General features: G+C 64.8%; 12 protein-coding genes and 1 pseudogene. 5 read left to right on the forward strand and 8 right to left on the reverse strand.

Annotated features, from left to right (window positions below):
* Window positions 1-63: 63 nt before the first annotated feature.
* The gene (locus tag AC2CGW_RS23420) at window positions 64-2,214 is read right to left on the reverse strand and encodes a DUF1631 domain-containing protein (protein WP_484574681.1); all 2,151 of its coding nucleotides are present in this window, start codon (window positions 2,212-2,214) and stop codon (window positions 64-66) included.
* Window positions 2,215-2,431: 217 nt separating this feature from the next.
* On the opposite strand from AC2CGW_RS23420, the gene nadC reads away from it, so the two are divergent.
* On the forward strand, window positions 2,432-3,280 hold the full coding sequence (nadC, locus tag AC2CGW_RS23425) for a carboxylating nicotinate-nucleotide diphosphorylase (RefSeq protein ID WP_186667616.1): 849 nt from the start codon (window positions 2,432-2,434) through the stop codon (window positions 3,278-3,280).
* Between the two features lie 153 nt (window positions 3,281-3,433).
* On the opposite strand, the gene trxB is transcribed toward nadC, so the two are convergent.
* Entirely contained in the window at window positions 3,434-4,396 is a 963-nt protein-coding gene (trxB, locus tag AC2CGW_RS23430) for a thioredoxin-disulfide reductase (RefSeq protein ID WP_065863398.1), read from the reverse strand.
* A gap of 362 nt (window positions 4,397-4,758) precedes the next feature.
* Between trxB and cysZ the strand changes: the two genes are divergently transcribed.
* Window positions 4,759-5,487 (forward strand): sulfate transporter CysZ, encoded by a 729-nt coding sequence (cysZ, locus tag AC2CGW_RS23435; protein ID WP_186667615.1) that lies wholly within the window; start codon window positions 4,759-4,761, stop codon window positions 5,485-5,487.
* A 145-nt stretch (window positions 5,488-5,632) separates the two neighbouring features.
* Here the strand turns inward: cysZ and AC2CGW_RS23440 are convergent, their stop codons facing one another.
* Together AC2CGW_RS23440 and AC2CGW_RS23445 are read right to left on the reverse strand one after the other, a co-directional pair.
* A complete protein-coding gene (locus AC2CGW_RS23440) occupies window positions 5,633-6,064 on the reverse strand; it encodes a methyl-accepting chemotaxis protein (RefSeq protein WP_238348328.1) in 432 nt (143 codons plus the stop codon).
* A gap of 162 nt (window positions 6,065-6,226) precedes the next feature.
* Window positions 6,227-6,994: pseudogene (locus AC2CGW_RS23445) on the reverse strand (PAS domain-containing protein); the annotation flags it as partial.
* Window positions 6,995-7,129: 135 nt separating this feature from the next.
* On the opposite strand from AC2CGW_RS23445, the gene AC2CGW_RS23450 reads away from it, so the two are divergent.
* Window positions 7,130-8,344 carry a glycosyltransferase family 4 protein gene (locus tag AC2CGW_RS23450; RefSeq protein ID WP_484574682.1) on the forward strand — a complete coding sequence of 405 codons (1,215 nt, stop codon included), beginning with the start codon at window positions 7,130-7,132 and terminating at the stop codon, window positions 8,342-8,344.
* Here the strand turns inward: AC2CGW_RS23450 and AC2CGW_RS23455 are convergent.
* The 3 genes from AC2CGW_RS23455 to AC2CGW_RS23465 form a co-directional block, all read right to left on the reverse strand.
* Window positions 8,313-9,416, reverse strand: coding sequence for an NADH:flavin oxidoreductase (locus tag AC2CGW_RS23455; RefSeq protein WP_186667612.1), 1,104 nt, complete (start codon window positions 9,414-9,416; stop codon window positions 8,313-8,315). The two genes, AC2CGW_RS23450 and AC2CGW_RS23455, sit on opposite strands and share 32 nt — an antisense overlap.
* Window positions 9,417-9,573: 157 nt before the next feature.
* Window positions 9,574-10,056, reverse strand: coding sequence for a glutathione peroxidase (locus AC2CGW_RS23460; RefSeq protein WP_186667611.1), 483 nt, complete (start codon window positions 10,054-10,056; stop codon window positions 9,574-9,576).
* Window positions 10,057-10,199: 143 nt separating this feature from the next.
* Window positions 10,200-10,685: an FKBP-type peptidyl-prolyl cis-trans isomerase gene (locus AC2CGW_RS23465; RefSeq protein WP_054925639.1), complete on the reverse strand. Its 486-nt coding sequence runs from the start codon at window positions 10,683-10,685 to the stop codon at window positions 10,200-10,202.
* Here AC2CGW_RS23465 and AC2CGW_RS23470 point away from each other — a divergent pair.
* A complete protein-coding gene (locus AC2CGW_RS23470) occupies window positions 10,684-10,986 on the forward strand; it encodes a DUF3565 domain-containing protein (RefSeq protein WP_186709423.1) in 303 nt (100 codons plus the stop codon). The genes AC2CGW_RS23465 and AC2CGW_RS23470 overlap by 2 nt on opposite strands.
* Window positions 10,987-11,017: 31 nt before the next feature.
* Entirely contained in the window at window positions 11,018-13,108 is a 2,091-nt protein-coding gene (pta, locus tag AC2CGW_RS23475) for a phosphate acetyltransferase (RefSeq protein ID WP_186667609.1), read from the forward strand.
* 70 nt (window positions 13,109-13,178) lie between these two features.
* Here pta and AC2CGW_RS23480 read toward each other — a convergent pair whose 3' ends face one another.
* Complete coding sequence (locus AC2CGW_RS23480; protein ID WP_065863405.1) at window positions 13,179-13,901, reverse strand: YiaD family glycine zipper/OmpA-like lipoprotein; 723 nt, start codon at window positions 13,899-13,901, stop codon at window positions 13,179-13,181.
* Between the last annotated feature and the right edge of the window lie 52 nt (window positions 13,902-13,953).

Here is a 13,953-nt window from a genome sequence, read left to right on the forward strand (position 1 = left end):
CGGATACGAGGCTTCAGTATGCCCCGCCAACCGCGCGCTTGCATGTAAATGATTGTTGGCGCCTCAACGTACCTGGGCGATGCGCAGGCTGTCGAGCACTGCATCCAGGGCGCGTTCGAACAGCAGCCCGTCGTCCAGCACCCGTGCCTCGCCACGGTGCAGGGCAAGGGCCAGGCCGATGCTGTTCCACTCGCGCACCTTCATGCCGGTGCGGTTGGCGAAGACCAGCCGATCACTGCTGTCGATACGCGCCACCAGCTTGCAGCGCAGCGGCTCGTCCTCGTCGCTGAGCTCGATCCAGGTGCCCAGGCGTAGACGCTGGACCTGGCGCAGTTGCGGGCTGTGTTCGTCCAGCACCGGCATCAGGCCACCTGCCGACTCCTCGGCGACGGCCAGGACGATGTCCGACTCGACCCGCACATCGTCAGCCTCGTCCTGCCAGTGGCCAGGCTCGGCACAGGCGCGCAGGTGCAGACGCTCCAGTTGCAGGAAGAACTCGCGCAGCGCAGCCGAGTCCAGTGCCACCCCCGCCAGCCCATCGCGCAACGCCTTGAGCAGGCCCGGCACCTGTTCGAGCAGGGCCTGGCGCGCTTGCGCCCCCGGGTGCGGGGCGATGCTGGCCAGCAGCGCGTCCATGGTCGCCAGACCATCGATCCAGGCCGCCGATGCCTCGCCCTGCTTGAGCCAGGCCAGCAGCAGCACCTGGCTCCAGGAGTCCACCAGCATCTGCACCACCACCCGCGGCAATACGCGCCCGCGCAGGCGTTGGTTGAGCGCGTGCTGGACCTGCTGGCGTGCCTGCAACGTCCGCGCCCGGCCCTCTTCGGCATCGCGGGTGCGCTGCTCCAGCAGCTCGTTGCGCCGGCGCTCTTCAGTGCTGAAGAGCAGGAACTCGTCGAGCACCTCGGCGAACAGCCGAGCATCGTCGGTGAAATCGCTGAGCAGCCGCAGGACGATACGCTCCACCCGCGCCTGCAGCCCTTCACCCGCCCCTTCCCAACCGATGGCCATGGCGGCGATTTCGTTGAGCAGGCGGCGCGCCGGATGGCTGGCACGGCTGAACAGGCTCTTGTCGAGCAGGGCGACCTTGAGCAGAGGGATGTGCAGGCGTCCAAGCAGGGCACGCAGGGGCGGCGGCAGGTTATCGTCGCGCTCGATGTAATCGAACAGCAGGCCGACCAGGTTGATCATGTCCTCGTCGGCGGTGGCCAGGCGGCGGCGCGTGCCACTGCGAACGCTGACCCGCAGCAACAGTTGTTCGAGCTGCTGGCCCAGGTCGAAGTCGTCGGCCTCGAACGGCCCAGGCACGTAGTGCTGAAGGTGGGTGAGCAGGCGCAGCAGGTCGGCGCTACCGATCGGCTGCGCCGTCGAGACACTCTGCAAGCGCGGCGCCAGCCTGCCACGTACCGGTGCCAGCAGGCCTTCCAGCGAGGCGAAGTACGCCTGGCCGGCGCTGTCCGCACCAATGTCTTCACCCGCGATCAACGAGGCCTGGGTGCGGCGTGCGGCCAGGCTGCGGTCCTCGGCTCGCCGGCGCGGGGCGAGGGCAAGTTCGCCAAGCACGCCCGCCGCGGCCAGTAGCTGGTTGGCCTCGCCATAGAGCAGGTCGACGTCGCGCAGCACATAGCGCTCGAACAGCTTGAGCAGGACCAGCTTGACCTTGAGGTCTACCCCCAGGCTGCGTCCGGCGTCCAGAAAGTAGCCACACAGGCACGCAGGCCCCAGCGGATTGCAGCGCGCATCCAGGGGGATTTCGAGCAGGGCGGCGAGGCGCTGGCCGAGTTGCTCGAGGGCAAAGCCGTCGCGCGCCAGCACGCGCTCGACCATGGCCCCAACGGCCAGGGTTCGTTCGCGCTGGGCCTTGCCGACGGGCAGGTCGATACTGCCCAGCGCGCCCAGCGGGTCGGCCTGGCCGATGCGGCTGAAGGTGTCGTGGAAGGTGTCGAGAAAGGCCCGCTCGATGCTCTTGCGCTTGAGACGCAAGTCGCGCATGGCTTCGAAATAGAGGTGTTGCTGATCGCCAGCGCAGGCCTTGTCGGCCATTTCGAAGAGGGTGTCGTCAGCGTTGTCGAACAGGGCACGCAGCCCCTGGCGCAGGTGCAGTGCAGCTTTGTCACGCACTTGCAGGAGCACGACGGGAAGGCAAGGCAAGGGCGTACGCACCCCTCTGTCGATGGCGGCCACCAAGGGCCCCATCTTGCCTTCTTCATGCATCCCGAACTCCTTGCAGGGTATTGGTCGACTGGCGAGGAAACATCGTCAAAGCTATGACGCCAAATACAAGGCGCCATTATCAGTGAAAAAGATGAAAGCTGCCAACACGCCATTTACAGGACGCGACCAGGCGCACACTTCCCGACTGCAGGGTCGACGGCTGTACACCGCGCCCCCCTGCCCTATAATCGCCGGCATCTAGCTTGTGGAGCCGACCATGCCGAACCTACGTCTCGCCGATCTCACCGCCGAAATCGAATCCAACGTGCGCCGCGCGCTGCTGGAAGACGTCGGCAGCGGCGACATCACCGCCCAGCTGATTCCGGCCGAGCGGCTGGCCAAGGCCACCATCATCACGCGCGAAGACTGCGTGATCGCCGGCACCGCCTGGGTCGATACCGTGTTCCGCCAGCTCGACCCACGGGTGGCGGTGCACTGGCAGGTGGCCGATGGCGAACGCGCCACTGCCAACCAGGTGCTGTTCCACCTCGAAGGCCCGGCCCGTTCGCTGCTGACCGGCGAGCGCTCGGCACTGAATTTCCTGCAGATGCTCTCGGGCGTTGCCACCCGCGCACGCTTTCTCGCCGACCTGGTCGAGGGCACCCAGGTACGCTTGCTCGATACCCGCAAGACCCTGCCGGGCCTGCGTCTTGCGCAGAAGTACGCGGTCACCTGCGGGGGTTGCCACAATCACCGCATCGGCCTGTATGACGCCTTCCTGATCAAAGAGAACCACATCGCGGCCAGCGGCGGCGTGGCCGAAGCCGTCGCCGCCGCGCACCGCATCGCGCCGGGCAAGCCAGTGGAAATCGAAGTGGAAAGCCTGGACGAACTGCGTCAGGCCCTGGCGGCCGGTGCCGATATCGTCATGCTCGACGAACTGACCCTGGACGAAATGCGCGAAGCGGTGCGCATCACTGCGGGCAAGGCCAAGCTCGAAGCCAGCGGCGGGGTCAACGAAACCACGCTGCGGGTCATCGCCGAAACCGGTGTGGACTACATCTCCATCGGCGCGATGACCAAGGATGTGAAGGCCGTCGACCTGTCGATGCGCCTGAGCCTCTGATTCCGCTGCCCGTCAGCCGACCAATGCTTGCGCTTTCAGCAATGACTTAGCGGCTGAGCGGGCCGTCGCTCACGATGTTTCGCAGTGCGGCGGTGGCAGGCTGAAACGAAAGAACCGGCCAGAGGGCCGGTTCTTTCGTGATCAGGCAGCGACTCAGAACGAGGCGTTGGCCAGGCCGTCCAGGTAGCGCTCCACGTCCAGTGCCGCCATGCAGCCGGCACCGGCCGAGGTGATCGCCTGGCGGTAGACGTGGTCGGCCACGTCACCGGCAGCGAACACACCCTCGACGTTGGTGGCAGTGGCATTGCCTTCACGGCCGCCGTTGACCACCAGGTAGCCGTCTTTCAAGGTCAGTTGGCCCTCGAACAGCGAGGTGTTCGGGGTGTGACCGATGGCGATGAACACGCCGTCGACCTTGATTTCGTCGCTGCTGCCATCGTTGTTCTTCAGGCGCGCACCGGTCACACCCATGTTGTCACCCAGCACTTCGTCCAGGGTGGCGTTGAGCTTGAGCTCGATCTTGCCTTCGGCGACACGGGCATTGAGCTTGTCGATCAGGATCTTCTCGGCGCGGAAGGTATCGCGACGGTGCACCAGGGTCACCTTGCTGGCGATGTTGGCCAGGTACAGCGCCTCTTCCACGGCGGTGTTGCCACCACCGACCACGGCAACCGGCTTGTTGCGGTAGAAGAAACCGTCGCAGGTGGCGCAGGCCGACACGCCCTTGCCCATGAACGCTTCTTCCGACGGCAGGCCCAGGTAACGGGCGCTGGCACCGGTAGCGACGATCAGCGCATCGCAGGTGTAGGTGCCGCTGTCGCCGGTCAGGGTGAACGGCTTGCTGGCCAGGTCGACGGCATTGATGTGGTCGAAGACGATCTCGGTCTCGAAGCGCTCGGCGTGTTCCTGCATGCGCTGCATCAGTGCCGGGCCGGTCAGGCCATGGGGGTCGCCCGGCCAGTTGTCGACTTCGGTAGTGGTGGTCAGCTGGCCGCCAGCCTGCATGCCGGTGATCAGCAGCGGCTTGAGGTTGGCACGGGCAGCGTAGACCGCAGCGCTGTAACCGGCAGGGCCGGAACCGAGAATGATGACCCGGGAATGACGAACTTCGGACATGTCGTGCTCCTGTCGAGCCGGCCACATGAGGCCGACACCAGTGTGCCGGCGACGCCGGCTGGAAATGAAAAAGGACCTGCGCAGCACTTGGGGAAGGCTACAACGCACAGGTCCGAAAACCTGGGTGCCACCTCCCACTGAGGGCTCGCGGCGTTTCACGGCGTTCAGAAATTGAGCGCACTGTAGCGAGGTGGCAAAGATTAAGGAAATATCCTTCGACAATCCACCTTATAGACAGGCTCTATCCAGGGACGAATCCGATCTGCGATTGTCCCTATGCTTTGTTACAGCCGGTGTCGCGCCTTTCGTCGGCGTCTCAAACTCGGTAATGTCAGCCCGTTTTCCTTCTGTGGAGCATCCCGATGCAAGCCCCCGTCCTGTCCGGCCCCCAGTACCTGCGCGAGGGCCTGAAACTGGTCCTGAGCCCGAACCTGCGGTTGTTCGTGCTGTTGCCGCTGGCGGTCAACCTGCTGCTGTTCGGCGGCCTGATCTATTTTGCCGGCCACCAGTTCAGCCTGTGGGTCGATGCACTGATGCCGACCCTGCCCAGCTGGCTGAGTTTCCTCACCTACATCCTGTGGCCACTGTTCGTCGCCCTGGTGGTGCTGATGGTGTTCTTCACCTTCACCCTGTTCGCCAACATCATCGCTGCGCCGTTCAACGGTTTTCTCGCGGAGAAGGTCGAGGTGGTGGTACGCGGTGAAGACACCTTCCCGGCGTTCAGCTGGGGTGAACTGGCGGCGATGGTGCCGCGCACCTTCAGCCGCGAGATGCGCAAGCTCGGCTACTTCCTGCCGCGCGCCATCGGCCTGTTCATCCTGTCGTTCATCCCGGTGGTGAACGTGGTGGCCGCGCCGCTGTGGCTGGTGTTCGGCATCTGGATGATGGCCATCCAGTACATCGACTACCCGGCGGACAACAACAAGATGAGCTGGCAGGACATGCTCGCCTGGTTGCGCAGCAAGCGCTGGCAGTCGATGGGGTTTGGTGGCATCACCTACCTGGCGTTGATGATTCCGGGGGTGAACGTGCTGATGATGCCGGCGGCGGTGGCGGGGGCGACGTTGTTCTGGGTGCGGGAGCGCAACTGAGGCGTCCGGCTCTTGTGCCGAAACTCACACCCCCGTTGGATGGCACGGGCTACGCCCGTGTCCGCGGGCAAGCCCGCTCCTACAGAGGGATTGGGCTGGTCTTTAGTTTCGCCTACCGCCTTCAGCAGCGGGCACCGCCCGGCAGTCAGTGACTCAACTGGCTGGAGAACTGTCCCACCGCATTGACCACCTTCCTCGCCCCGTCCTGGATCTCGACGATCACGCTGCCGGTTTCCCCGGCCAGCGTCAGGCCCTGCTCGGCCTGGCGCTTGCTGGTGTCGATGATGTCCACCGCCGCCTGGGCCAGTTGCTCGTTCTGTTGCACCACCCGGGCAATCTCCTCGGTGGCGCTGCTGGTACGCGAGGCAAGCTGGCGCACTTCGTCGGCAACCACTGCGAAGCCCCTGCCCTGCTCACCGGCACGGGCGGCTTCGATGGCGGCATTGAGCGCCAGCAGGTTGGTCTGCCCGGCAATGTCGCTGATGGTCTTGATGATCGAGCCGATCACCTTGGACTGCTTGTCCAGCGCCTGGATGCCCTCGGCCGCCTCCTGCATCGAGCTTTCCAGGCCACGCATCACCTCGACCGTCTGGGTGACCACGCCGGTGGCCTTGCGGGCGCTGGCGTCGGTGTCCTGCGAGGTGCTGTAGGCGATATCGGCGGCCTGGGCCACAGCGATTTCCTGGTTGACCTGGTCGGTGATCACAGTGGCGAACTTCACCACTTTGTACAGCACGTCATGGGCATCGATGATCGGGTTGTACGAAGCCTCCAGCCAGACGACTCGACCATGGGCGTCGATGCGCTTGAAGCGCTCGGCCACGTATTCGCCCCGGCGCAACTTGTCCCAGAACTGCTGGTAACCCGCCGAGCTGACTTCCTCGGGTTCGCAGAACATGCGGTGATGCTTGCCGCGCACCTGCTCCAGGCTGTAGCCCATGGCCTGCAGGAAACGGTCGTTGGCGGTCAGCACCTGGCCGTCGAGGTTGAACTCGATCACCGCGGTTGAGCGCATCAGTGCCTTGATCAGGCTTTCATGCTCGCGCGAAGTCTCGATGGTGCGGGTCAGGTCGCTCGAATGCAGGGTGAAGTACTTGATCCGCCCGTCGACACCTTTGACCGGTTGCAGGATCGAGCGCAGCCAGGCTTCTTCGCCATTGCCACGCAGCAGGCGGAACGCGCCGTTGAGGTGCTCGCCGCGGGTGATTGCGGCCTTCATGCGCTGGTAGAAATCCAGCTTCTTCACGTGCTCCGGGACGATCTCTTCAATGTTGCGGCCGATCAGACGATCGCTGCTGTAGAGCATCTCTTTTTCGAAGTTGCCGTTGGCGACTTCGATCCGTCCCTGAGGGTCGAGCTGCAAGACCAGCATCTCGCTGTCGAGGCTGTTCTTCACCTGCTCGATGGATTGCAGTTCCTCGCGCAGTTGCTGGATTTCTTTTTTCAGTTTGCTGTTGAACATCACCGCTCTCCCGGACCGCAATCCATCCATCGAATGCATCTTCATCGGCTGCGGGCAGGAGGTTCTTGAGTGCCCGGCAAGGAAATATTCCAGGGGCCGGAGAAACCTGGAAAACAGGCGTCACCGGGGGATCATCTGGATGTCACATAACGGCAACCCAGCAGGGGGAAACTTTTTGATATGAATACACCGCCCCTACGCATCACCCTGGTCAGCGAAACCTTCCCGCCCGAGATCAACGGTGTGGCCAATACCCTTGGTCGCCTCAGCGAAGGGCTGCGCCTGCGCGGCCACCAAGTGGAAGTGGTGCGCCCGCGCCAAGCCGGTGATGCGCCGGGCAACGCCGACGACACGCTACTGCTGTGCCGTGGCTGGCCACTGCCGGGATACCCGGGGTTGCAATGGGGCGAGGTGTCGATGCACAAGCTGTGGCGACGCTGGCGTCGGTTGCGCCCGGATGTGCTGTACATCGCCACCGAAGGCCCGCTCGGGCTCAGCGCCCTGCGCGCCGCACGGCGCCTGGGGATTGCCGTGGTCAGTGGTTTTCACACCAATTTCCCGCAGTATTCCGGCCAGTACGGCCTGGGTCTGCTGGCACGCCTGCTCACCCACTACCTGCGCTGGTTCCACCGCCGCACCGCGACCACCCTGGTCCCCAGCGCCAGCCAGCGCCTGGAACTGGAGCGCCGTGGTTTCGAACGCCTGACACTGATGGCGCGTGGCGTCGATGCGCAACTGTTCAACCCGGCACGGCGCAGCCAGGCGCTGCGTGAGCAGTGGGGCCTTGGCCCGGATGACGTCGCGGTGCTGCACGTCGGCCGCCTGGCGGCGGAGAAGAACCTCGCACTGCTGCTGCCTTGCATGCAGGGGCTGCAGAAGAGTTATCCACAGCGACGCCTGCGCCTGATCGTGGTCGGCGACGGGCCCCTGCGGGCGCAGATGCAGCAGCAGTTCCCCGATGCGGTGTTTTGTGGCGTGCAACGCGGCGAAACACTGGCCGAACATTACGCCAGCGGCGACCTGTTCCTGTTCCCCAGCCTCACCGAAACCTTCGGCAACGTGGTGCTCGAAGCACTGGCCTCGGGCCTTGCGGTAGTGGCGTACGACGAGGCCGCCGCAGCCCAGCATATTCGCCACGGACACAGCGGCGCGCTGGCCATGCCGGGGGATCAGCCAGCATTCATCGACGCCGCATGCTGGCTGCTCGAGGACGCCGAGACCCTGCGCAGGGTGCGTCTCAATGCCCGCCAGCACGCCAGTCGCCAGGGCTGGCAGGCGATCGTCGAAGAGTTCGAGGGGCACTTGTACAGCGCCTGTCGGCAGACCGCCGCCCAGGGTGAGCGCGCGGCCACGCCACTGACGATCAAGTCAGGCTCGACAGCGCCTCGCGGCTGAACGGCAGAATCTCGTCCTCACGGCCCTCGCGGACTTTCTGCGCCCACTGGGCATCCACCAGCAGCGCGCGGCCGACCGCGACCAGGTCGAACTCCTCATCGCCCAGGCGCTGCAGCAGGCCTTCCAGGCTGGCTGGCTTGGCCACCTTGTCAGTGTCGACCATGAACTGCAGGAACTCGCCATCCAGACCGACGCTGCCAACGGTGATGCTCGGCTTGCCGGTGAGCTTGCGGGTCCAACCGGCCAGGTTCAGTGGCGAGCCGTCGAACTCCGGCTCCCAGAAACGGCGGGTGGAGCAGTGGAAGATATCCACACCGGCATCGGCCAGCGGCTTAAGGAAGGCTGCCAATGCCTCGGGCGTTTCGACCAGACGCGCGCTGTAGTCCTGCTGTTTCCATTGGGAGAACCGGAAGATGATCGGGAAACCAGGCCCCACCGCAGCACGCACAGCCTGGACCAGTTCGATGGCGAAGCGCGAGCGTTGCGCCAGATCGCCGCCGTATTCGTCACTGCGCTGGTTGCTGGTGGCCCAGAAAAACTGGTCGATCAGGTAGCCGTGCGCGCCGTGGATCTCGACGCCATCCATACCGATGGCCTTGGCATCGCGGGCCGCTTGTGCAAAGGCGGCGATGACCTCACGGATGTCATCGTGGGTCATTTCATGAACCACCACCTGGCCATCCTTGCTTTTACCGCTCGGGCCATAGCCCGGCACGCTGGCGTCCGGTTCGGTGCCCAGGCGGCGAACGCTGCCCACATGCCACAGCTGCGGAACGATGCGCCCGCCTTCGGCGTGCACGGCATCGACCACCTTCTTCCAGCCAGCCAGGGCGTCTTCGCCATGGAAGCGCGGCACATTCGGATAACCGTTGGCAGCCTTGTGATCGACCGTGGTGCCCTCGGTGATGACCAGGCCCACGCCAGCCGCAGCGCGGCGCCGGTAGTACTCGATGACGCCGTCGTGCGGTACGCCGCCAGGGCAGAAAGTACGGGTCATCGGCGCCATGACCACGCGGGTCGGCAACTCGAGGGAGCCCAGGGTGAAGGGCTGGAACAGTGGGTTGCTGGACATGCGGCGCTCCCGATGAGGGTAAGGAAATGCGCCTGAGCTTAGAGCCAGCCGAGTGGCGGGCACAGCATTATTGATTTGGGTGATTGAGCACGATATGGCGCAGCTTGCTCCTGCACCTGTGGCAAAACTGAGCGGCGGTTCGCCGCTCCAGCATGCATCAGGCCAGTGCCTTCTCGACCGCCTGAACCACCGTCGGATCGTCCGGCGCAGTGCGGGGCGCAAACCTCGCCAGGACGCGGCCGTCCTTGCCCACCAGGAACTTCTCGAAATTCCAGGTGATATCGCCGGGAAACTCCGCGCCCTCGCCTGCCAGCAGGCGGTACAGCGAATGACGCTCAGGCCCGTTGACCTCGAGCTTGGCGCTCAAGGGGAAGCTGACGCCATAGTTCAGGCTGCAGAACTTCTGGATCTCGTCTTCGCTCCCTGGCTCCTGGCCGGCGAACTGATTGCACGGCAGGCCGAGCACACTGAAGCCCTGGCCCTTGAACTGCTGGTGCAGCTTCTCCAGCGACGCGTACTGAGGCGTCAGGCCGCACTTGGAGGCGACATTGACCACCAGCAGCACCTTACCCTTGAACGGTGCCAGGGGCAGGTCCTGGCCGTTCAGCGCCTTGAGCGTCAGATCGTGAAATGCACTCATCTTGATTCCCCTCTCAGGTTGCCGGTTGCCGCTGGGGCGAATTGCGCCCACTAAAAAGGCGCGCGATCAAGCCGTGTACCCGCCCGCAGAGGGTAGGTCGGCTTGCTCGAGCGCCTGACGACTCTCAGAGCTTAGCTGAGAAATCAGTGGTGATGGCCACCTTCACCGTGGATGTGACGGTGAGCGATTTCTTCTTCGCTGGCGTCACGCACGTTGACCACCTTGACCTGGAAGTTCAGGCGCTGACCTGCCAGAGGGTGGTTGCCGTCGACGGTCACGTCGTCGCCGTCGATGTCGCGGATGGTGACGATCTGCATCTGGCCGTCCGGCGCCGAAGCGTGGAACTGCATGCCGACTTCCAGTTGGTCGACACCTTCGAACATGCTGCGGTTCAGGGTGCTGACCAGCTCGGCCAGGTACTCGCCGTAGGCGTCTTCCGGCTCGATGGCAACGGTCAGTTCGTCGCCGGCCTGCTTGCCTTCCAGGGCTTTCTCCAGACCCGGGATGATGTTGGCGGCACCGTGCAGGTAAACCAGTGGCGCGCCACCGGCGGAGCTGTCGATGGTCTCCCCGGCGTCGTTGGTCAGGGTATAGTCGATGGAGACTGCCTTGTTGGCGGCGATCAGCATGGGGCAAGACCTTTTGCAAAAGAATGTAGAGCGCACAAGTGTAACCAAGGCCTCGCCCGATTGCGAACGCGCGGCGGGTGGCGAACGGCCCATCAGTCGGATCATCGGCTTTCACCAGGACGAGGAAGGCCAATGGGTGGTCGAGCTGTCCTGCGGCCATACCCAGCACCTGCGCCACCAGCCGCCGTGGCAGGCACGCCCCTGGGTGCTCGATGCACGCGAGCGCACCCGGCGCATCGGCCAGGCTTTTGCCTGCGGCTGGTGCGCGCAGGGGGCCGATAGCGCTACCCTTGGCCGTTGATCCCTTGCACCGCTTATTCCGAGAAGCACGCATGCAGACATTTTTCATCGCGCCGACCGACTTTGGTGTCGGCCTGACCTCCATCAGCCTCGGCCTGGTACGCGCCCTCGAGCGCGGCGGCCTGAAAGTCGGTTTCTTCAAGCCGATCGCCCAGCCGCATCCCGGCGATACCGGCCCTGAGCGCTCCAGCGAGCTGGTCGCACGTACCCACGGCATCAAGCCACCCACGCCGCTGAGCCTGGCCCAGGTCGAGCGCATGCTGGGCGATGGCCAACTCGACGAACTGCTCGAAGAAATCATCCGCCTGTACCAGCAAGCCTGCGTCGGCAACGACGTGGTGGTGGTCGAGGGCATGGTGCCGACCCGTCATGCCAGCTACGCGGCGCGGGTCAACCTGCACCTGGCCAAGAGCCTGGACGCCGAGGTGATCCTGGTCTCGGCACCGGAGAACGAGGTGCTCAGCGAACTGTCCGGGCGGGTCGAACTGCAGGCCCAACTGTTCGGTGGCCCACGCGACCCGAAAGTCCTCGGGGTCATTCTCAACAAGGTCCGTACCGACGAAAGCATGGCCGATTTCGCCACGCGCCTGCGCGAGCATTCGCCACTGCTGCGCGGCAACGACTTCCGCCTGCTCGGCTGCATCCCTTACCAGGCCGACCTCAACGCCCCGCGCACCCGCGATGTGGCCGAGCTGCTCGGCGCACAGGTGCTCAATGCCGGCGACTACGAACAGCGGCGGATGAACAAGATCATCATCTGCGCGCGCACCGTGGCCAACACCGTGCCGCTGCTCAAGCCGGGCACCCTGGTGGTGACGCCCGGGGATCGCGACGACATCATCCTCGCCGTGAGCCTGGCAGCGATCAACGGCGTTCCGCTGGCCGGGCTGCTGCTGACCAGCGACAGCAAGCCTGACCCGCGCATCCTCGAACTGTGCCGCGGCGCCCTGCAGGCCGGCCTGCCGATCCTTTCGGTGAGCACCGGCTCGTACGACACCGCCAACCAGCTCAACTCGCTGAACCGCGAGATCCCGGTGGACGACCGCGAGCGCGCCGAGTTCATCACCGACTTCGTCGCCAGCCACCTCGACGCCCACTGGTTGCACCAGCGTTGCGGTACGCCGCGAGAGATGCGCCTGTCGCCAGCGGTGTTCCGCTATCAACTGATCCAACGCGCGCAGCAGGCCAACAAGCGCATCGTCCTGCCCGAGGGCGCCGAACCGTTGCTGGTGCAGGCCGCCGCCATCTGCCAGGCGCGTGGCATCGCCCGCTGCGTATTGCTGGCCAAGCCCGAGGAAGTCGAGGCGGTGGCCCGCGCCCAGGGCATCACCCTGCCCGCCGACCTGGAAATCCTCGACCCCGAGCTCATTCGCGCACGCTACGTCGAGCCGATGGTCGAGCTGCGCAAGAGCCGCAACCTCAACGCCCCGATGGCCGAGCAGCAGCTGGAGGATCCAGTGGTGATCGGCACCATGATGCTGGCGCTGGATGAGGTCGACGGCCTGGTTTCAGGGTTGGTGCACTCCACCGCCAACACCATCCGCCCGGCCCTGCAACTGATCAAGACCGCACCAGACTGCAGCCTGGTGTCGTCGGTGTTCTTCATGCTGTTCCCCGAGCAGGTGCTGGTGTATGGCGACTGCATCATGAACCCGCACCCCAGCGCCGTGGAGCTGGCGGAAATCGCACGGCAAAGCGCCGAATCGGCGCAGGCTTTCGGGATTGCACCGCGTGTGGCGATGCTCAGTTATTCGAGCGACTCGGCGGCCAGTGACGAGGAAGTGGAAAAGGTGCGCGAAGCCACGCGCCTGGCGCAGCAGGCCGAACATGATCTGCTGATCGACGGGCCGTTGCAGTACGACGCCGCAGCCAACCCGGAGATTGCCCGGCAGTTGGCACCGCACAGCCAGGTAGCGGGTCGCGCCACGGTGTTCGTGTTCCCGGACCTGAACACCGGCAACACCACGCACAAGGCAGTGCAACGCAGTGCCGACTGCGTAAGCCTGGGGCCGATGCTGCAGGGGCTGCGCAAGCCAGTGAACGACTTGCCGCGCGGTGCGCAGGTGGACGATATCGTGCACACCATCGCATTGACGGCGATCCAGGCCAGTCACGTGCGCTGAAACGCATCGCGGGACAAGCCGGCGTACCGACTTGTCCCGCGACAGGGCCGCAAAGCGGCTGCGTTACAGGTCAGGGATACTGCTGAACGGTGCCCTGCTGGTCATACTGCTGGCCAGGGATCGGCTTCAGGTTAACCTCGACGCGACGGTTCTGCGCCCGGCCATTGGCATCGGCGTTGCTGGCGATCGGCTGGTCCGGGCCCATGCCACGAACCGACACCCGTGACGCATCGACGCCCTGCGAGGTCAGGTAGGTGCTGACGGCCTGCGCGCGACGCTGCGACAGGTCCATGTTGTGCTGGCGGCTGCCGGTGCTGTCGGTGAAGCCGACCACTTCGATGGTGTTCTGGTTGAACTGCTTGAACGAGCTGGCGAGGTTGTTCAGCGGCGAGTAGAAGCTTGGGGCGATGTTCGCCGAATCGGTAGCGAAGGTGATGTTACCTGGCATGATCAGCTTGATCTGGTCGCCCTGGCGCTGCACTTCGACACCGGTGTTGGCCATCTGCGCGCGCAGTTCGGCTTCCTGCTTGTCGGCATAGTAGCCATAACCGGCGGCAGCGGCGCCTACCGCAGCAGCGCCGATCAGCGCACCCTTGCCACGGTTGTTGTGATCGATGGCCGCACCGGCGATGGCACCGGCCAGTGCACCCAGGCCACCGTACTTGGCAGTCTTGCTCATCCCTGTGGAGCCGCCCTGCGCCTGGCCCTGGTTGTCGTAGGGGTTCTGGCCGGCACAGCCGGTCATCAGGGCAGCAGCGGTAGCGACGATAATCAGACGACGCATGGTGAACATGGACAAGCTCCTGGTGAAATTCGAAAGTGCAGCGGATCGTATACGGATCAGT

Source organism: Pseudomonas sp. SYWMCR5 (assembly GCF_057197165.1).

Coding starts and splice junctions, on each gene's coding strand:
- AC2CGW_RS23440 (WP_238348328.1), bottom strand. CDS start 6,064: ATGCGTGGCCTGGAAAGCTCGATGCAGGAGGCGGCCGAGGGCATCCAG.
- cysZ (WP_186667615.1), top strand. CDS start 4,759: ATGCAAGCCCCCGTCCTGTCCGGCCCCCAGTACCTGCGCGAGGGCCTG.
- pta (WP_186667609.1), top strand. CDS start 11,018: ATGCAGACATTTTTCATCGCGCCGACCGACTTTGGTGTCGGCCTGACC.
- AC2CGW_RS23470 (WP_186709423.1), top strand. CDS start 10,684: ATGGGGCAAGACCTTTTGCAAAAGAATGTAGAGCGCACAAGTGTAACC.
- AC2CGW_RS23465 (WP_054925639.1), bottom strand. CDS start 10,685: ATGCTGATCGCCGCCAACAAGGCAGTCTCCATCGACTATACCCTGACC.
- AC2CGW_RS23450 (WP_484574682.1), top strand. CDS start 7,130: ATGAATACACCGCCCCTACGCATCACCCTGGTCAGCGAAACCTTCCCG.
- nadC (WP_186667616.1), top strand. CDS start 2,432: ATGCCGAACCTACGTCTCGCCGATCTCACCGCCGAAATCGAATCCAAC.
- AC2CGW_RS23480 (WP_065863405.1), bottom strand. CDS start 13,901: ATGTTCACCATGCGTCGTCTGATTATCGTCGCTACCGCTGCTGCCCTG.
- trxB (WP_065863398.1), bottom strand. CDS start 4,396: ATGTCCGAAGTTCGTCATTCCCGGGTCATCATTCTCGGTTCCGGCCCT.
- AC2CGW_RS23455 (WP_186667612.1), bottom strand. CDS start 9,416: ATGTCCAGCAACCCACTGTTCCAGCCCTTCACCCTGGGCTCCCTCGAG.
- AC2CGW_RS23420 (WP_484574681.1), bottom strand. CDS start 2,214: ATGCATGAAGAAGGCAAGATGGGGCCCTTGGTGGCCGCCATCGACAGA.
- AC2CGW_RS23460 (WP_186667611.1), bottom strand. CDS start 10,056: ATGAGTGCATTTCACGATCTGACGCTCAAGGCGCTGAACGGCCAGGAC.